The organism is Novosphingobium sp. PhB55 (assembly GCF_004368805.1).
Classification (GTDB): domain Bacteria; phylum Pseudomonadota; class Alphaproteobacteria; order Sphingomonadales; family Sphingomonadaceae; genus Novosphingobium.
Genome location: NZ_SODQ01000005.1, coordinates 386,758 through 404,120, shown reverse-complemented (window position 1 = coordinate 404,120; position 17,363 = coordinate 386,758). Strand labels below are relative to the sequence as shown.

Here is a 17,363-nt window from a genome sequence, read left to right as displayed (position 1 = left end):
CGCCGTGGCCCGTCAGTTGGCCCAGGGTTCGAGCTGGCATCCGCGATCGGGTGCGAAGGTGGCGGTCTGGCTGGCCAGCAACGGGACGCGGGCCTTGACCGAGCGATTCTCGGCATCTTCGGAAAGCATCATCAGCGACGCGGTGCGACCCAGCCCGGCGATGGCGATCTGCCCCTTGCAGGTGCCCAGGTCCTGCTGCGAGATGAAGCGGCAGGCGCAGGCGACGCGGGCGCCGTAGGAGGTGCCGACAAGCGCCTGTTCGCGCAGGCCGCGCCACGACATCGCCATGACCAGCACCAGCGCCAGCAGGGCCAGCAGCAGCGAATTGCGGATCCAGCGCGAGGGCTGGCGGCTGCGATGGGGGCTTCCGGAGGAGCCGTTATCGGCAGGCCCGTTTGCAGCAGGCCCATCTCCTGGGGGGCTTTCCCCGGTCGTGTACCTCGTGCCTGTTGCCATATTCCTGCGCCTCGCACATCACACCGCGCGTCATGCCGGTGCGCCGTCCCCCCCTTATCCTTGCCCTTTCCGTCCTGCCAGCCCTGGCGCTGAGCACGCTTGCCGGCTGTGGACAGGATGCGCAGCAGGGGCCGCCGCCGCCGAGCGCGGAATCGCAGGCGGCGATCAAGGACGATGGCGGAGCGCCGCGCGCCGCCTTCGGCCGCGCCATCGACGGACTGTTCGACGAGGATCTCGGCCGTACCCAGGCACTGGTCGTGATGAAGCGCGGCTCCGTGATCGCAGAGCGCTATGGCGCCGGGATCAAGCCGGACACGCGGCTGGACGGGCTGGGCATGGGCCAATGCGTCACGGCGCTGATGGTCGGGCAGCTCGTCAGCGACGGACGGCTGCGCCTCGCCGAATCGGCCCCTATCCCTGCATGGCAGCGCCCGGGCGATCCGCGCGGCGAGATCACGCTCAAGCAACTTTTGCAGATGCGCTCGGGCCTGCGCCATTCCGAAACGGCCGCATCGGCCACCGGCGGTCCGGCCCGCCAGTCCGACCGGATGCGGATGCTCTATCTCGACGGGCGCGACGACATGGCGGCCTATGCCGAGGCCCAGCCCCTGGAAGCCCCGGCGGGCGCGCGGTTCGTGGACAGCGCGGCAACCTCGGTCATTCTCTCCGACCTGGCCGCGCGCGTGCTTTCGTCCGATCGCAACCCCGATCGGCGCCGCAAGGCCGTGAACGACTATCTGCGCAACCGCGTCTTCGCCCCGATCGGGATGGATTCGGCCACTGCGGGCTTCGACCGTGCGGGTACGATGGTCGGCTCGGCCATGGTCCATGCCTCGGCGCGCGACTGGGCGAAGCTGGGCGAATTCCTGCGCCATACCGGCTCGATCCAGGGCGCGCAGATCCTGCCGCGCCGCTGGGTGCAGTTCATGCTGGAATCCTCGCCGCGCAATCCCGGCTATGGCGCCGGGGTCTGGCTCAACAAGGCCAAGGCGAAAGCCGGGGCAGGGGGCGAGGAAGTGCTGTTCCCGGGCATGGCGCCCGGCAACGTTTTCGCCTGCGTGGGCGAATATGGCCAATACGTGATCGGCTCGCCCGATCAGCTGCTCACCATCGTGCGCCTTGGCGAAAGCGATCCGCAGCAGGAACGGCTGGTGCACGACCGACTGGGCAAGCTGCTCGCGATGTTCCCGGGCGGGATCTGACGGCCTTTTGGGAAAATTCCCGAAAAGGATATTCTCGCGTGCCGCCAAAAATCCGCCCGCGTCGGATTTTCAGACAGAGCAGGCATGAAAAAGGGCCGGAGCAGCCATGCCGCTCCGGCCCTTTTCGCGTTCGTCGAAGAGGGGGTCAGCCCTCGATAGTCGTCTGCGCGTCGCGGCCGTCGCCTTCCGGGGCGGCGAGGATCGCGCGGGTCACCTGGCCCTTGGCGACGGTGTACGTGCCCGGATCGCCCACGGTGGAGCGGATCGAGGGCGCGGCCGGGCCGGCCATGCTCAGCGTCGACTTCTCGATTTCGCTGCGGGCCTGCGGGCCGCCGAACAGCGCGTCGAGGGTCTGTTGCTGCAGATTGTCGTCATTGGGGCGAGGCTGTCCCTGCTTCGGCGGGGCCAGCGAGAAATCGGGCGGCACCACCAGCGGCGACTGGCGCTGCACGGCGAATTCATCGGGGCGGTTGTGGTTCAGCAGGCCGCTGCTTCCGCAGCCGGACACGAGCACCGCACCGGCGGCGACGAGAATCAGGGCTCCGGTCTTCTTCATGGGCATCAACTCAAATCTCCGGGGCGGCGTCGGGCGCCGTGTCATGTCCGCCATTCGTTTCCGGCTTGTCGCGCGAAAGCAATGAGCGGGCAAGGATAATCAGGACGCCGACGGTTATGGCGACGTCTGCGATGTTGAAAATGAGGAACGGCCGCCATTCACCGAAGTGAAGGTCGGCATAGTCGATCACGTAGCCCATGGTGAAGCGGTCGCGGATGTTGCCCAGCGCACCGCCCAGCACCATGGCCAGCGCGGCGATTTCGCCCAGCTTGCGTTCGCGAAGCATCCAGATGAGGACGAACAGCGCGATCGCGCCGGTCATCGCCACCAGGGCCCAGCGGCCCTCCGGCGAATCCGCGGTGAACAGGCCGAGCGAGACGCCCAGGTTCTTGGTCCAGCGCAAGTTGAAGAACGGCGCCAGCTCGATCACGCCCACGTCGCGCAGCTTCAATCCGGTGACGACCCAGGCCTTGAAGCCCTGGTCCACCATGAAGACCACCGCTGCGATCAGAAAGCCGATGAGGCGCTTGCGGCCAACGGTCATCTCGGCGCTCATGCCTCGGTCTCCAGCGCGCCAACCACGTCATCGCAGCGGTCGCACAGGGCGCCGTCTTCCGTAACTTCGGGAAGATGGCGCCAGCAGCGGCCGCACTTGTGGTTGGTGGAAGGCGTGACGGTCACGTCATCCCCCTGCCCACGCGCGACTTTCGCGGTGATGAACAGTTCGGCCAGATCTGCGTCGGAGGCACTGGCCGGCGTGGAGGCGGGAACCTTAACTTCGGCGGCCAGGCTGGAGCCGACGATCTTCTCGCGGCGGAGCGGTTCGATCGCCTCGGTCACCTTCACGCGCAGGGCGCGCAGTTCGGACCAGCGGGCAGCGTCCGCTTCCACGGCCGGGACTTCCGGCCATTCGAGCAAGTGCACGCTCTCGCTGCCGGGGAAGCGGCTCTGCCAGACTTCCTCGGCGGTGAAGACGGTGACCGGCGCGGCATAGCGCACCAATGCGTGGAACAGCGTGTCCAGCACCGTGCGATAGGCGCGGCGCTTCGGATCGGCAGGGCTGTCGCAGTAGAGGCAGTCCTTGCGGATATCGAAGAAGAAGGCCGAAAGGTCTTCGTTGCAGAAGTCCAGCAGGGTGCGCACGTAAGTATTGAAGTCGAAGTCCGCGACGGCCTGGCGCAGCGCGGCGTCGACGCCGGCCAGCAGCGAGAGCACGTAGCGTTCCAGCTCGGGCATCTCGGCAACCGGCAGCTTCTCCTCGTCGGAGAAACCGTCCAGCGCGCCCAGCAGGTAGCGCAGGGTGTTGCGCAGCTTGCGGTACTGGTCGGCCACGCCCTTCAGGATCTCGTCGCCGATGCGGTGGTCTTCGGTGAAGTCCACCGAGAGCGCCCAGAGGCGGATGATGTCAGCGCCGTTGGTTTCCATGACCTTCAGCGGGCTGATCGTGTTGCCCAGCGACTTCGACATCTTGAAGCCCTTGGCATCCATCGTGAAGCCGTGAGTCAGCACTGCCTTGTACGGCGCATGGCCGCGCGTGGCGCAGGATTCGAGCAGCGAGGACTGGAACCAGCCGCGATGCTGGTCGCTGCCTTCCAGATAGAGGTCCGCCTTGGGGCCCTGGTAGCCTTCGGGGCGCAGGAGGTCGGGCCAGCGGCCCGATTCGAGCACGAAGGCGTGAGTCGAACCGGAATCGAACCAGACGTCGAGAATGTCGGCAACGCGCTCGTAGTCGTCGGCGCTGTAGTCCGGCCCGAGCAGGTCCTGCGCGGCTTCATCGGACCAGGCGTCCACGCCGCGGGCGAGGATGGCATTGACGATGCGGTCGTTGACGGCGGGGTCGACGAGGTATTCGCCGGTCTTGCGGTCGACGAACAGGGTGATCGGCACGCCCCAGGCGCGCTGGCGGCTGAGCACCCAGTCCGGGCGGCCTTCGACCATGGCGCCGATGCGGTTGCGGCCCTTTTCGGGAACGAAGCGGGTGTCGGCGATGGCCTGGAGCCCGGCTTCGCGCAGCGTGGGCGCGTCGTCCCGGTTTTCCTCGGCGGGATCGATGGCGCCGCCTTCGTTCTCCCAGCGGGTATCGGCGCGGCTCTTGGGCGAGATGTGAGTCATCGCCTTGTCCATCGGCACGAACCACTGCGGGGTGCAGCGGAAGATCACCTTGGCCTTGGAACGCCAGGAGTGCGGATAGGAGTGCTTGTAGTCGGCCGAAGCCGCCAGCAGCGCGCCGGCCTCGCGCAGGTCCGAGCAGATCGGGCCGTCGGGGGCATTGAACTTCGGGTTGATGACCGAACCCTGGCCGCCCAGCCAGCCCCAGTCCTCGCGGTACTTGCCGTCGGCTTCGACCACGAACTTGGGATTGATGCCATGCGCCTTGCACAGCAGGAAGTCGTCCTCGCCGTGGTCGGGTGCCATGTGGACAAGGCCGGTGCCGCTCTCGGTGGTGACGAAATCGCCGGCCAGCAGCGGACGCGGCTCTGCAAAGAAGCCGCCCAGCGCATGCATCGGGTGGCGGGCGAGAGTGCCGGCGAGGTCGGCGCCGCGATAAGTGCCGAGCGCGTATTCGGACAAGTCGGCATCGCCGATCATGTTCTCGGCCACGGGGCCCAGGCCGGTGCGCGCGAAGAAGGCTTCGAGCAAGGGCACGGCGATCAGGAAGCGGCGGCCGTCATGCGCGCGGTAGTGGTGGTATTCCACCTCCGGCCCATAAGCGAGCGCCTGGTTGGTCGGGATCGTCCATGGCGTGGTCGTCCAGATCACGGCATGGGCGCCGACCAGTTCCGCGATGGGCGATTCGGTGATCTCGAAGGCCACGTCGATCTGGGTCGAGACGATGTCCTCGTACTCCACCTCAGCTTCTGCCAGCGCGGTCTTTTCCACCGGGCTCCACATCACCGGCTTGGCGCCGCGGTAGAGCATCTGGTTCTCGGCAAACTTCAGCAGTTCGCCGACGATGGTGGCTTCGGCCTGGAAGTCCATTGTCAGGTAGGGATTGTCCCAATCGCCATTGACGCCGAGGCGCTTCAGTTGCTCGCGCTGCACGTTGACCCAGTTCTGGGCATAGGCGCGGCATTCGGCGCGGAATTCCTCTGCGGGAACCTCGTCCTTGTTCTTCTTCTTCTTGCGGTACTCTTCCTCGACCTTCCACTCGATGGGCAGGCCGTGACAGTCCCAGCCGGGGACGTAAGGGGCATTCTTGCCCAGCAGGGTCTGGGTGCGGACGACCATGTCCTTGAGGATATGATTCAGCGCATGGCCGATGTGCATGTCGCCATTGGCGTAGGGTGGACCGTCGTGCAGCACGAACATGTCGCGGTCGGCCCGCGCTTCGCGCGTCTTGCGGTAAATGTCCTGTTCCTGCCAGCGCGCAAGAATACCCGGCTCCTTCTGGGGGAGCCCGGCTTTCATGGGGAAATCGGTCTTCGGAAGGAAGACGGTCGCTCTATAATCGCGCTGTTCGGTCATATGCGCTGCGCACTAGAGCAATTGCGCGCCTGTTGGAAGAGTTCGCAGGCATGGCGATACGCGGGTTTCGATCGCGACGAAGCTCTGTGCGGCGCGCTCGCCGCTCCAGACTAGTTTCAGGGCGATTTCGTTTCTTGAGGCGAGCGGGCTTTGCTCAGCCGATGTGCGACAGCAGCTCGCGGGCCCGGTCGCAGTCGCGGCCCATCTGCGCCACCAGGGCGTCGAGCGAATCGAACTTGGCTTCGGGACGCAGGAAGTGGTGGAAGGCCACCTCGATCTCCTGTCCGTAGAGATCGCCTGAAAAATCGAAGAAGTAAGGTTCGAGCAATTCGATCGGCGGCTCGAACGTCGGGCGCACGCCCATGTTGGCGGCGCCGGGCAGCACGCGTCCGTCCGGCATGCGCCCGGTCACGGCGTAGATGCCGTAGCGCGGGCGCAAGTAGTTGTGCATGTCGATATTGGCGGTGGGGAAGCCGATGGTCCGGCCCAGCTTGCCCCCGTGCTGCACCACGCCGCGCGCCGCGAAAGGGCGGGTCAGCAGGCGAGTGGCGGTCTCGCACTCGCCCAGCTTCAGCGCGTCGCGGATGCGGCTGGAGGAGATGACGCCCCGCTCGTCGTGCACGGCGCCCACGGTGCGGCCGATCAGGCCGATGCGCGCGCCGACCTCGCGCAGGACCTGCGGATTGCCGCCGCGGCCCTTGCCGAATGTGAAGTCTTCGCCGGTGACGACCCCGACGCAGCCAAGCTGCCGGCCGAGCACCTGTTCGATCCAGTCTGCCGCTTCCATCGAGGCCATGGCGCGGTCGAAGTGGAGCAGCAGCATGGCGTCGGCGCCGGCCGCCTCGAACAGGTCCTGCCGCTGGTCCAGCGTGGTCAGGCGGAAGGCGGGCGCGTCGGGCTGGAACAGGCGGACGGGATGGGGATCGAACGTCGCGACGATGGCGGGCCGGCCGAGTTCGCGGGCCCAGCGGATGGCCTCGCCCACCACGGCCTGGTGGCCCTGGTGGAACCCGTCGAAGTTGCCGAGCGCCAGAACGGCGCCGCGCATCGATTCGGGAACGGGTTCGCGGTTGTCGAGACGAATCATGTCAGATCAGGCCTATAAGTCCCGGACCAGCGTGACGAAAGCGTGCGCGGGAAAATCACCCGCGGCGGGATGCTCCTCGCGCGCGGCTTCGCGCCATTGCGGGCCTGCCGCGGGCATTTCGGTATCGCCGGGATAGTCGGCGTGAATCTCGGTCAGTTCGATGCGGGGGGCCAGCGGCAGGAACAAGCGGTAGATTTCCGCGCCGCCGATCACCGCCACTTCGCCGTCACCCGCCAGGGCCAGCGCTTCGTCCACCGAATGGGCCACTTCCGCGCCCTCGGCCGTCCATGCCGCGTCGCGGGTAAGCACGATATGGCGGCGGCCGGGAAGCGGGGAAGGGAAGCTGTCGAACGTCTTGCGGCCCATGATCATCGGCTTGCCGAGGGTCATGGCCTTGAATCGCCGGAGATCGGCGGGCAGGCGCCAGGGCAGGGCGCCGTCGCGGCCGATCACGCCGTTGGCGGCGCGGGCGTAGATGAGGAAGAGGTCCTGCGCCAAGGCTCTGGGTCAGTCGCGCTGGAAGGAGAGGCGGGTGACATGGCCCATCTTGCGGCCGGGACGCGAAGCGCCCTTGCCGTAGAGATGCAGATGGTTGGCCGGATCGGCGAGGATCGCGGGCCAGTCGTCCGCCTCGTCACCGATCAGGTTGCGCATTTCCACGGCATCGGCGGCCAGGCCGGTTTCGCCCAGCGGAAGGCCGCAGATCGCGCGGACGTGGTTCTCGAACTGGCTGGTGACCGCGCCCTCGATGGTCCAGTGCCCGGAATTGTGCACGCGCGGCGCCATCTCGTTGAAGACGGGTCCGTTCTCGGTCGCGAAGAATTCCAGCGTGAGCACGCCGACATAGTCCAGCGCTTCGGCCACTTTGGCGGCCAGCGCGCGCGCGGCGGGAACCTGGTCGAGCAGGCGCTGCGGGGCAGGCACCGTGCTGACCGAGAGAATGCCGCCCTCATGCACGTTGTGGGCGGAATCGAAGTAGCGGATGTCGCCATCCGCGCCGCGGCACAGGATCACCGAGAATTCGGCGAAGAACGTGACGAAGCCCTCGTAGATGAGCGCCTGGTCCGGAAGATCGAGGCCCTCGGCGTCTTCGGGCGTCATGATGCGCCACTGGCCCTTGCCGTCATAGCCGTCGCGCCGGGTCTTGAGGATGCCCGGTGCGCCGATCGCGGCGACCGCCTTTGCAAGGTCCTGGGCCGAATCCACCGGCGCGAAGGGGGCAGGGGTGCCGCCCAGTTCGGTGACGAAGCGCTTCTCGCTCAGGCGATCCTGTGCGGTTTCGAGCGCGCGGGCATGGGCCAGCAGCGGTACCTTGCCCAGCGCCGCGAGCGGCGCCACCGGCACGTTCTCGAACTCGTAAGTCACGACCGCGCAGCCCGCTGCGAAGCGGGCCATCGCTTCGGCATCGTCCCAGGCGGCACAAGTGAATTCCGCGCTCACTTCGGCGGCGATGGAATCGGCCTCCGGCGCGTAGATGTGGCAGCGATAGCCGAGCTGGGCAGCGGCCATCGCGATCATCCGGCCGAGCTGGCCGCCGCCGAGTATGCCGATGGTTTCGCCGGGAGGGATCATCTTCAGGTGCTTGCTCGATCGGTCAGGAGGGACGTTCGGCGACGCTCGCCGTCTGGTCTGCGCGGAACGTCTTGAGGCGTTCGGCCAGGGCCGGGTCGGCCGTGGCGAGGATCGCGGCGGCGAGCAGGCCGGCGTTGGCCGCGCCCGCCTCGCCGATCGCCAGCGTGCCCACCGGAATGCCGGCGGGCATCTGCACGATCGAGAGCAGGCTGTCCTGTCCCGAAAGCGCCTTTGACTGTACCGGCACGCCCAGCACGGGAAGGTGCGTCATCGAGGCGATCATGCCGGGCAGGTGGGCAGCGCCCCCCGCACCGGCGATCACGACCTTGAAGCCTTCGCCGTCCGCACCCTTGGCGAAATCGACCAGCCGCTCCGGCGTGCGGTGCGCCGAGACGATCCGCGCGTCGTAAGCGACGCCCAGCTTGTCCAGCATCTCGGCAGCGCGCTGCATGGTCGGCCAGTCGGACTGGCTGCCCATGACGATGGCAACAGGAGCCCCCACCCCGCTCATGTCAACGCTCCGACAGGTAGTAGCGGTCGAGCACCGCGAGATCGTCTGCCAGTTCGTAGACGATCGGCTGGCCGGTCGGGATTTCCAGACCGGTAATCTCGTCGTCCGAGATGCCCGAGAGGTGCTTCACCAGCGCGCGCAGGCTGTTGCCGTGGGCGGAGACGAGCACGTCGGCACCGGCCTTGAGATGCGGGACGATCGAGCCTTCGTAATAAGGCAGGACGCGTGCAATGGTGTCCTTGAGGCTTTCGGTCATCGGCACGTCGATCCCGGCGTAACGCGGATCGGACGAGAGATCGAACGCGCTGCCGCGCTCCAGGACCGGCGGCGGCGTGTCGAAGCTGCGGCGCCAGATCTTGACCTGGTCGTCGCCGTGCTTGGCCGCGGTTTCCGCCTTGTTGAGGCCGGTGAGGCCGCCGTAGTGACGCTCGTTGAGGCGCCAGTCCTTGGTCTCCGGGATCCAGAGCAGGCCCGCGGCTTCGAGCGCGAAGTGCAGAGTGCGGATCGCGCGGGTCTGCAGCGAGGTGAAGGCGACGGTGGGCAGGATGCCCTTTTCCTTCAGAAGCGTTCCTGCGGCGCGGGCCTCTTCCTCACCCTTTTCGGTAAGGTCGACGTCCCACCATCCGGTGAAGCGGTTCTCGAGATTCCATTGGCTCTGGCCGTGGCGGACGAGGATCAGGCGAGGCAAGGCGTACTCCCAGGTCTCAGCGGCGATCCCCTCGGGAAACGCCCGTTGGCAGACTGACTCTATGTCTGGGCGCAGCCCCTAGCTTTCCGGGGCGGGTTTGGAAAGACCGGCTGATTCGTTTTCAGCGTTCGATTCGCCCGCAGCGGCGCTATCCGCGTCCCCTGCCGACGCTTCGCTGGCGGAGGCAGGGGCATCGGAAGCCAGTGCGCGTGCCTGGACCTTGCGGCGGCGAAGATTTTCCCGAAGCTTGGCGGCGAGCCTTTCGTCGCGGGTTTGCTGGGCTTGCGTCATGGTCAGGCGTCTTTCGGAACGGTCTTCGATGGGTCTGGAAATGGCTTTCTGAAAAAGAATGCGCAAGAGGCGCTTGACAATCAGGCCGGTCACGGACATTAGCCCGCCCCTGCCCCGGGTCGCCGGGACACAGCCTTTCCGGACACGGAAAAGAGCGCTGCTGTAGCTCAGTGGTAGAGCGCGTCATTGGTAATGACGAGGTCGGGAGTTCAATCCTCCCCAGCAGCACCATTCTCCCCTTATCGAGATTCGGTGAACCGCAAGCAAGTTGCGGATGTTCCACGTGAAAACACGCGGACTGTGGCTTTTTTGCTGCACTGCAGCGATGTCACGAAAGTGCCATGACATTGGCACGTAACTGTCACGAACCCTGCCTAGACGCGCCGCAATTCGTCGCAAAACAGGGTTCCAGTACATGAAAACCTCCTTCCGGATCGCAGCCGGCCTGCTCGCCTCGGCATCGTTCGCCACGATCGCGCACGCCGGCGAAGTCGCCGGCAGCGTTCATGACGCGTCGGGCGTGCGTCCGTTGCAGTCGGCTTCGGTTCGCATCGTCGAACTGAACCGCTCGGCCGAGACCGACCGCGGAGGCAACTTCATCTTCGGTGACGTGCCCGCCGGTACCTACACCCTGGAAGCGCGCTATGTCGGCGCCGAAGTGACCACCCAGAGCGTCTCGGTGGCCGCCACCGGCCGCATCGCCAGCAACTTCGACCTGCCCGCGATCGGCGGCGGCGACATCCTCGTCACCGGCCAGACCGCGAACCTCACCAGCGCCCTGTCGCGCCAGAAGGCCGCCGACGGTGTGGTTTCCGTGCTGACACGCGACGCCGTGGGCCAGTTCCCCGACCAGAACGTCGCCGAATCGCTTCGCCGCCTGCCGGGCGTGAACATCCTCAACGACCAGGGCGAAGGCCGCTACGTTTCGGTTCGCGGCCTCGATCCCGACCTCAACGGCACCTCGATCAACGGCGTTCGCATGCCGGCGCCGGAATCGGACGCCCGCTCGGTCGCGCTCGACGTGGTTTCGTCAGACACCATCGAATCGGTGGAAGTGAAGAAGTCCTTCACCCCCGATATGGACGGCGACTTCATCGGCGCCTCGGTCGAGATCAAGACCACCAGCGCCTTCGATTCGAAGAAGAACCGCTACTCGCTCAGCGCCGAGGGCAGCTGGAACGACTATTCGGGCAAGGTCACGCCGAAGGGTTCGTTCGACTTCACCCAGAAGCTGGGCGACGATTTCGGCATCGCCGGCTCGGTCAGCTACTACAAGCGCAAGTTCGAGACCGACAACGTCGAGACCGGCGGCTGGAACGTCGACGATAGCGGCAATGCCTGGGCCGAATCGGTCGAATACCGCGACTATGACGTGGAGCGCACCCGCATCAACGCCGCGCTCTCGGCCGACTGGCGCGTGTCGGACACGACCAAGGCTTACGTGCGCGGCAACTGGGCGCAGTTCGACGATCACGAATATCGCCGCCGCACCACGCTCGACTTCAGCGACTTCGACGGTCCGAGCAGCAGCACGGACTCCAGCGCCACCTTCGATTCGGATGACGAGCGCATCACCGTCGAGCGCGACCTGAAGGATCGCTTCGAACGCCAGCGCATCCGCAGCGTCGCCATCGGCAGCGACACCGACACCGGTACGTGGAAGTTCAACTGGCAGGCGAGCTATGCCAAGTCGAGCGAGAAGGAAACGTTCTCGATCGACCCGACCCGCTTCCGCGCCCGCTTCAACGAAGGCGTGGTGGTCGCCACCGACTACGCGAACAAGTACTATCCGACTTACGCGGTCACCGCCGACCCGGACAGCGAGTTCAACGATGCCTCGGCCTATGAATTCAACAAGACCGAGCTGACCACCCTGTCCGACAGCCAGGACGAGGAATGGGCCGTCAAGGCCGACCTCGCCCGCACCTTTGCCGGCGACAATGGCGACTTCACCGTTCAGGCCGGCGCCAAGGCGCGCTGGCGCAAGAAGTCCTACGACTTCAACATGAACTACTACGAACTGGCCGACGGCGCGCCGGACTACACGCTGGCCGACGTGCTGGGCAAGCAGACCTATCGCCTGGTCGACATGGGCCCGGTCGCCAGCAAGACCGGCCCGGCCGACTACCTGCTGTCGAACCCGGACTCGTTCGTCATCAACGATTACGAAAGTGCCCTGAACTCGGCCGTCAGCGATTATTCGGTGCGTGAGGACATCCTGGCCGGCTACGCGATGGCCCGCTGGGACAGCTCGACGCTCCGCGTGATCGGCGGCGTGCGCATGGAGCGCACGCACAACGAACTCAACGGCAGCCTCGTCACCGACAATGGCGACGACACGATCACCATCGATCCGCTGAACTACAAGCGCAACTACACCAACTGGCTGCCCAGCCTGACGCTGCGCTTCAGCCCGCAGCAGAACCTGGTCGCCCGCGCGGCCGGCTACAAGACGATCGTGCGCCCCAAGCTCTCGCAGCTGGCCCCGCGCAACACGATCAACGACGATCTTGAGCTGGAAGTCGGCAATCCGGAGCTGAAGCCCTACCAGGCCTGGAACTTCGACGCCGGGTTCGACTACTACTTCACGAACAACGGTGCCCTCTCGATCGGCGGCTTCTACAAGTCGGTCAAGGACTACACCTATAGCTACAACTCGAAGGAAAGCGGCGTCTACAACGGCATCGCCTATGACGAGCTGACCGTTCCGGTGAACGGCGACACCGCCACGATCGCCGGCCTGGAAGCCAGCTTCAGCCAGGTGTTCTCGATGCTGCCCTCGCCGTTCGACGGGCTGCTGACGCAGATCAACTACACGTACACCTATGCCCGCGGCACCGTGTTCTCCGACGATGACGGCACGCAGATCGCTCGCCGCATCGCCCTGCCGAACGCGTCGAAGAACACCTTCAACGTCGTGCTCGGCTACGAGAAGGGCCCGGTCAGCCTGCGCGCCGCCGGTACCTTCCGCGACAAGTACCTCGACGAAGTGGGCGACGACGCCGAGACCGACCGCACGGTCAACCAGCACTTCCAGCTGGACCTCTCGGCCAAGTACAAGGTCACCGAGAACATCCGCCTCTTCGCGGACTGGGTGAACGTCAACAATGCCAAGTACTTCGCCTATCAGAACCTCGGCGGCGCCAAGCGCGTCCTCCAGTACGAGGAATATGGCTCGACCGTGAAGTTCGGCGCGCGGGTGACCTTCTGATGAAGGCAGCCTTCACGAACCTTTCGGGAATCGTGAAGCAGGGGTCGGGAGCATTGCTCCCGGCCCTTCTGCTTGGCGCCCTTGGCGGATGCGCGACGACGGGCGGGGCGCCTGCCGCCGTCATGCTTCCAGCCACGGATGTTCCCGCGCAGGCCGAGACCGACCCGGTCGGCACGGCCAATGTCGATGCCGCCGACGATCCGGCGATCTGGCGCAATGCCGCCGATCCGGCCGCCAGCCTGGTGCTGGGCACCGACAAGAAGGCGGGGCTCTACGTTTACGGCCTCGACGGCAAAGTGCGGGATTTCGCCGCGGCAGGCGCGCTCAACAATGCCGACTTGCGCGAAGTGCGCTTTGCCGACGGTTCGCAGCGGATCCTCGTGGGCGCGAGCGACCGTACCGACCGCGCCGAGCCGCGCATCGCGCTTTTCGCGCTGGACGGTGCCAGCGGCAAGCTGGCGGCGCTCGGGTCCGAGACATTCCTGCCCGCCGGCCATGCCCCGGCCGAGGCTTACGGCTTCTGCATGGGCAGCCCCCTGGCGCGTGACGAACTGGCCCGCGCCTATGTCGTGCTCAAGGACGGCTCGGTGGCGGAGAGCCGCCTGGTCGAAAAGGACGGCCGGATTGCCGCGGACTACGTGCGGCTGGTGAAGTTCGCGACGCAGTCCGAAGGCTGCGTGGTGGACGATGCCGGCAAGGTGCTGTTCGTGGCCGAGGAAGACGTCGGCATCTGGAAGGTGCCGCTGGCCGGTGCCACCCTGGTGGCCGAGCCCTTCGCCCGTGTCGGGGCGCAGGATGGCCTCGTCGCCGATGTCGAGGGGCTGGCGATCGCGCGCGAAAGCGGGGGCCGGGCCTGGCTCGTGGCTTCCAGCCAGGGCGACAATGCCTATGCCCTGTTCGACTTGTCTTCGGGCAAGCTCTCCGGCCGTTTCCGCATCAATGGCGGTCCGATCCGCGGAACCAGCGACACCGACGGCATCGAAGTCGCGCTCGGCGATTTCGGTCCGCAGTTCCCGGAGGGCCTGATGGTCGCGCAGGACGGGGACAACGCCCCGAAGGCGCAGAACTTCAAGATGCTGTCCTGGCGCGCGATTCGCACGGCTCTGGGCATTCAGTGATGCGTGCCGCCGCCCTGCGAATCTCCGGCCTTGAGGGGGTGTACCGGGCTGGAGTAACAGGGCGGCGATGACGCGGATCACGAATCGCATGATGGGAATCGCCGGCGCGGCCGTGATGGCTGTGTCCGGCTTCGCTTGTCCGCAGGCCGCCTTGGCCGATGTCCTCCAGGTCGGCACCGGAGGCTACCAGTGGGTGGCCGGCGGTCCGGCGGGGCAGGGCGGTGACACCGTGGGCGCGCAAGTGGCCGAAGTGGAGCCGGTTCCGGCCGGACTGGAAGCCTCGCAGCTCCATCCCCAGTCGATCACCCAGGCGCTCGATGCTGCGGGTCCGACCCGCTGGCGGGCGCGGGTCGCGGAACTCGCGGCCAAGTACGACATCAGCCCGACCCTGTTCGAAGCGGTGGTCTGGCAGGAAAGCCGCTGGAACGAGGCGGCGCTCTCACCCGTCGGCGCGCGCGGACTGACTCAGCTCATGCCCGGCACGGCGGCGCAGATGGGGGTCAATGCGGGCGACCCGATGGCCAACCTCGAAGGCGGCGCGCGCTATCTGCGCATGCAGCTGGATGCTTTCGGCGGCGATATCGAAAAGGCGCTCGCGGCCTATAATGCCGGTCCCGGCCGCGTGCAGAAGGCGGGCGGAATCCCGCGCATCCGCGAGACCCAGGCCTATGTCGCCTCGATCATGGCGCGCCTGACGGACCCGGTCCGCCACTGACAACGCGCCGATCGGTGTGATCGCTCACCGGCGGACAGAACGCCGGAGCCAGTGGTTCGACGGCGCTCTTCCGACCTTTCCCGCCCAAGAAAAAAGCGCGCCTTGCGGGGCGCGCTTTTCGTCTGAATCACAGGGAAGAAAGGCTCAGCCCAGGAGCTTCTTCGCGATGGTCCGCACTTCCTCGCCGATATCCGAGCGATCGAGCGCGATGGCGAGCGTGGCTTCCACGAAGCCGACCTTCGAACCGCAGTCGAACCGCTGGCCGGCGAACGTCACGGCGTGGAACGGCTGCTGGCCGATCAGCTTGGCCATCGAATCGGTGAGCTGGATCTCGCCGCCGGCGCCCTTGCCCTGGTTCGCCAGGAGATCCATGATTTCCGGCTGGAGGATGTAGCGGCCCGAAACGATCTTGTTCGAGGGCGCTTCGGCCACCTTGGGCTTTTCGACCAGGCCCTTCACTTCGGTCAGCGCACCGCCGAGCACGTCGAGCGTGGCGCCCGGCGCGATCACGCCGTAGCTGGAGACTTCTTCCTGCGGCACTTCGAGCACCGAGACCAGGTTGCCGCCCACTTCGTTATAGGCTTCGACCATCTGCGCCATGCAGCCGGGCGAGCCGTACATCAGTTCGTCGGGAAGGAAGATCGCGAAAGGTTCGTCGCCGATCACGGCGCGGGCGCACCAGACCGCGTGGCCCAGGCCGAGCGGGACCTGCTGGCGCACGGTCACCAGGTTGCCGGGCTGGATGCGGGTCGGTTCGAGGGGGTCGAGCGACTTGCCCCGCGAGGACATGGTCGCTTCCAGTTCATAGGCCGTATCGAAATGTTCGACGATCGCGGTCTTGCCGCGGCCGGTGACGAAGACGAACTCCTCGATCCCGGCTTCGCGGGCTTCGTCGACCGCGTATTGAATCAGAGGCCGGTCGACGACCGGAAGAAGTTCCTTCGGAATCGCCTTTGTGGCGGGAAGAAAGCGGGTTCCAAGTCCTGCTACCGGAAATACGGCTTTTCGGACGGGCTTTTTGAACTGTGGTGCAGACATGGGTAAAGGTCTGACTCCGTTTGGTTACAATGCGATTAAAGCCGCTTCGCAGATGCAGCGCAACAGTCTATCCATCTTTCTCCGAGGTGTGCTTGCTGCACGGCCAAATCCCGTTAAAGAGCGGGCCATGGACAAGATCATCATCCAAGGCGGCAAGCGCCTCTCCGGCACCATCCCCGTTTCCGGCGCGAAGAACGCGGCGTTGACGCTCCTGCCCTGTGCCTTGCTGACCGAAGAGCCGCTGACCCTGCGCAATCTGCCGCGCCTGGCAGACATCGACGGGTTCCAGCACCTGATGAACCAGTTCGGCATCTCGACGATGATCGCCGGCAGCCGTCCCGAAGATTTCGGCCGCGTGATGACGCTCCAGGCCACCCGCATCACCAGTTCGGTCGCGCCATACGATCTCGTGCGCAAGATGCGCGCCTCGATCCTGGTTCTCGGCCCGATGCTGGCCCGCATGGGCGAGGCGACCGTGTCGCTGCCCGGCGGCTGCGCGATCGGCAACCGCCCGATCGACCTGCACCTGAAGGCGCTGGAAGCGCTCGGCGCCCAGATCGAGATGGCGGCCGGCTACGTCCGCGCCATCGCGCCGGACGGCGGCCTTCCCGGCGGCCGCTATTCCTTCCCGGTGGTCTCGGTCGGCGCGACCGAGAACGCGCTGATGGCCGCCGTGCTCTGCACCGGCAAGTCCACGCTGCACAACGCCGCGCGCGAGCCCGAGATCGTCGACCTCTGCAACCTGCTGGTCGCCATGGGCGCGCAGATCGAAGGGATCGGCACTTCGGACCTCACCATCCACGGCGTGTCCCGCCTTCACGGCGCGACCTACATGGTCATGCCCGACCGTATCGAGGCCGGCTCCTATGCCTGCGCGGCGGCGATCACCGGCGGCGAAGTGACGCTGAAGGGCGCGAAGATCGAGGATATGGAAGCCACCGTGCAGGCCCTGCGCGATGCCGGCGTCCATGTCGAACCGACGGCTGACGGCCTCCATGTCGCGGCCGACGGTCCGCTGAAGCCCGTCACTCTTTCCACCGCGCCCTACCCCGGTTTCGCCACGGACATGCAGGCCCAGCTGATGGCCCTGCTGTGCCGTGCCGAAGGCTCCAGCGTGCTGACCGAGACGATCTTCGAGAACCGCTACATGCACGTTCCCGAACTCAACCGCATGGGCGCGCATATCGAGACCAAGGGCCGCACCGCCGTGGTCCACGGCGTGCAGAAGCTGACAGGCGCGGAAGTGATGGCAACGGACTTGCGCGCTTCGATGAGCCTGGTCATCGCCGGCCTGGCGGCGGAGGGCGAGACGCAGGTACACCGCCTCTACCACCTCGATCGCGGCTACGAGCGGCTGGAAGAAAAGCTCGCTCTGGTCGGCGCACAGATCGAACGGGTCGGCGGCGAGTAACGCAACCTATCGGCGCGATGGCGCGTTGCTCCCCCGAATACC

General features: G+C 66.3%; 16 protein-coding genes and 1 tRNA gene. 6 read left to right on the top strand and 11 right to left on the bottom strand.

The genetic code is table 11. The features are described 5' to 3' along the window. Window positions 1–12: 12 nt before the first annotated feature. Window positions 13–456, bottom strand: coding sequence for a hypothetical protein (locus tag EDF57_RS14580; RefSeq protein ID WP_243841070.1), 444 nt, complete (start codon window positions 454–456; stop codon window positions 13–15). 32 nt (window positions 457–488) lie between these two features. Between EDF57_RS14580 and EDF57_RS14575 the strand changes: the two genes are divergently transcribed. Further along, the gene (locus EDF57_RS14575; RefSeq protein ID WP_134094790.1) at window positions 489–1,658 is read left to right on the top strand and encodes a serine hydrolase; all 1,170 of its coding nucleotides are present in this window, start codon (window positions 489–491) and stop codon (window positions 1,656–1,658) included. Between the two features lie 145 nt (window positions 1,659–1,803). On the opposite strand, the gene EDF57_RS14570 is transcribed toward EDF57_RS14575, so the two are convergent. The 9 genes from EDF57_RS14570 to EDF57_RS14530 form a co-directional block, all read right to left on the bottom strand. Continuing rightward, window positions 1,804–2,220, bottom strand: coding sequence for a DUF3035 domain-containing protein (locus tag EDF57_RS14570; RefSeq protein ID WP_132264393.1), 417 nt, complete (start codon window positions 2,218–2,220; stop codon window positions 1,804–1,806). Between the two features lie 4 nt (window positions 2,221–2,224). After that, window positions 2,225–2,770, bottom strand: coding sequence for a signal peptidase II (gene lspA / locus EDF57_RS14565; RefSeq protein WP_132264395.1), 546 nt, complete (start codon window positions 2,768–2,770; stop codon window positions 2,225–2,227). Then, complete coding sequence (ileS, locus tag EDF57_RS14560) at window positions 2,767–5,679, bottom strand: isoleucine--tRNA ligase (RefSeq protein WP_134094789.1); 2,913 nt, start codon at window positions 5,677–5,679, stop codon at window positions 2,767–2,769. Before ileS ends, lspA begins: the two co-directional genes overlap by 4 nt. Window positions 5,680–5,833: 154 nt before the next feature. Beyond that, window positions 5,834–6,766, bottom strand: a complete 933-nt coding sequence (locus EDF57_RS14555; RefSeq protein WP_207912873.1) for a bifunctional riboflavin kinase/FAD synthetase — start codon at window positions 6,764–6,766, stop codon at window positions 5,834–5,836. A 12-nt stretch (window positions 6,767–6,778) separates the two neighbouring features. Beyond that, window positions 6,779–7,264, bottom strand: coding sequence for a dihydrofolate reductase (locus EDF57_RS14550; RefSeq protein ID WP_134094788.1), 486 nt, complete (start codon window positions 7,262–7,264; stop codon window positions 6,779–6,781). 9 nt (window positions 7,265–7,273) lie between these two features. Then, the gene (locus tag EDF57_RS14545; protein WP_134094787.1) at window positions 7,274–8,338 is read right to left on the bottom strand and encodes a 5-(carboxyamino)imidazole ribonucleotide synthase; all 1,065 of its coding nucleotides are present in this window, start codon (window positions 8,336–8,338) and stop codon (window positions 7,274–7,276) included. Window positions 8,339–8,360: 22 nt separating this feature from the next. Beyond that, window positions 8,361–8,849, bottom strand: coding sequence for a 5-(carboxyamino)imidazole ribonucleotide mutase (gene purE, locus EDF57_RS14540; RefSeq protein WP_134094786.1), 489 nt, complete (start codon window positions 8,847–8,849; stop codon window positions 8,361–8,363). A gap of 1 nt (window position 8,850) precedes the next feature. Beyond that, window positions 8,851–9,537 (bottom strand): 2,3-diphosphoglycerate-dependent phosphoglycerate mutase, encoded by a 687-nt coding sequence (gene gpmA, locus EDF57_RS14535; RefSeq protein ID WP_132264404.1) that lies wholly within the window; start codon window positions 9,535–9,537, stop codon window positions 8,851–8,853. A gap of 78 nt (window positions 9,538–9,615) precedes the next feature. After that, complete coding sequence (locus EDF57_RS14530; RefSeq protein ID WP_132264406.1) at window positions 9,616–9,927, bottom strand: hypothetical protein; 312 nt, start codon at window positions 9,925–9,927, stop codon at window positions 9,616–9,618. Between the two features lie 57 nt (window positions 9,928–9,984). On the opposite strand from EDF57_RS14530, the gene EDF57_RS14525 reads away from it, so the two are divergent. From EDF57_RS14525 to EDF57_RS14510, 4 genes are all read left to right on the top strand, one after another. Next, window positions 9,985–10,059: transfer RNA gene (locus EDF57_RS14525), tRNA-Thr, on the top strand. Window positions 10,060–10,243: 184 nt separating this feature from the next. Next, window positions 10,244–13,039, top strand: a complete 2,796-nt coding sequence (locus EDF57_RS14520; RefSeq protein WP_132264408.1) for a TonB-dependent receptor — start codon at window positions 10,244–10,246, stop codon at window positions 13,037–13,039. Then, on the top strand, window positions 13,039–14,157 hold the full coding sequence (locus tag EDF57_RS14515; protein WP_134094785.1) for a phytase: 1,119 nt from the start codon (window positions 13,039–13,041) through the stop codon (window positions 14,155–14,157). Before EDF57_RS14520 ends, EDF57_RS14515 begins: the two co-directional genes overlap by 1 nt. A 67-nt stretch (window positions 14,158–14,224) precedes the next feature. After that, window positions 14,225–14,872, top strand: coding sequence for a lytic transglycosylase domain-containing protein (locus EDF57_RS14510; RefSeq protein WP_134094784.1), 648 nt, complete (start codon window positions 14,225–14,227; stop codon window positions 14,870–14,872). A 144-nt stretch (window positions 14,873–15,016) separates the two neighbouring features. Here the strand turns inward: EDF57_RS14510 and EDF57_RS14505 are convergent, their stop codons facing one another. After that, window positions 15,017–15,910, bottom strand: a complete 894-nt coding sequence (locus EDF57_RS14505; protein ID WP_132264413.1) for a UTP--glucose-1-phosphate uridylyltransferase — start codon at window positions 15,908–15,910, stop codon at window positions 15,017–15,019. A 127-nt stretch (window positions 15,911–16,037) separates the two neighbouring features. Between EDF57_RS14505 and murA the strand changes: the two genes are divergently transcribed. Then, entirely contained in the window at window positions 16,038–17,321 is a 1,284-nt protein-coding gene (murA, locus tag EDF57_RS14500; protein WP_132264415.1) for a UDP-N-acetylglucosamine 1-carboxyvinyltransferase, read from the top strand. Window positions 17,322–17,363 lie beyond the last annotated feature (42 nt).

Excerpts from the sequence above, each read along its gene's own strand:
- purE (WP_134094786.1), bottom strand. The coding sequence starts at position 8,849 with ATGAGCGGGGTGGGGGCTCCTGTTGCCATCGTCATGGGCAGCCAGTCC.
- EDF57_RS14575 (WP_134094790.1), top strand. The coding sequence starts at position 489 with ATGCCGGTGCGCCGTCCCCCCCTTATCCTTGCCCTTTCCGTCCTGCCA.
- EDF57_RS14510 (WP_134094784.1), top strand. The coding sequence starts at position 14,225 with ATGACGCGGATCACGAATCGCATGATGGGAATCGCCGGCGCGGCCGTG.
- ileS (WP_134094789.1), bottom strand. The coding sequence starts at position 5,679 with ATGACCGAACAGCGCGATTATAGAGCGACCGTCTTCCTTCCGAAGACC.
- EDF57_RS14505 (WP_132264413.1), bottom strand. The coding sequence starts at position 15,910 with ATGTCTGCACCACAGTTCAAAAAGCCCGTCCGAAAAGCCGTATTTCCG.
- EDF57_RS14530 (WP_132264406.1), bottom strand. The coding sequence starts at position 9,927 with ATGTCCGTGACCGGCCTGATTGTCAAGCGCCTCTTGCGCATTCTTTTT.
- murA (WP_132264415.1), top strand. The coding sequence starts at position 16,038 with ATGGACAAGATCATCATCCAAGGCGGCAAGCGCCTCTCCGGCACCATC.
- EDF57_RS14580 (WP_243841070.1), bottom strand. The coding sequence starts at position 456 with ATGGCAACAGGCACGAGGTACACGACCGGGGAAAGCCCCCCAGGAGAT.
- EDF57_RS14545 (WP_134094787.1), bottom strand. The coding sequence starts at position 8,338 with ATGATCCCTCCCGGCGAAACCATCGGCATACTCGGCGGCGGCCAGCTC.
- lspA (WP_132264395.1), bottom strand. The coding sequence starts at position 2,770 with ATGAGCGCCGAGATGACCGTTGGCCGCAAGCGCCTCATCGGCTTTCTG.
- EDF57_RS14570 (WP_132264393.1), bottom strand. The coding sequence starts at position 2,220 with ATGCCCATGAAGAAGACCGGAGCCCTGATTCTCGTCGCCGCCGGTGCG.
- EDF57_RS14555 (WP_207912873.1), bottom strand. The coding sequence starts at position 6,766 with ATGATTCGTCTCGACAACCGCGAACCCGTTCCCGAATCGATGCGCGGC.
- EDF57_RS14520 (WP_132264408.1), top strand. The coding sequence starts at position 10,244 with ATGAAAACCTCCTTCCGGATCGCAGCCGGCCTGCTCGCCTCGGCATCG.
- EDF57_RS14515 (WP_134094785.1), top strand. The coding sequence starts at position 13,039 with ATGAAGGCAGCCTTCACGAACCTTTCGGGAATCGTGAAGCAGGGGTCG.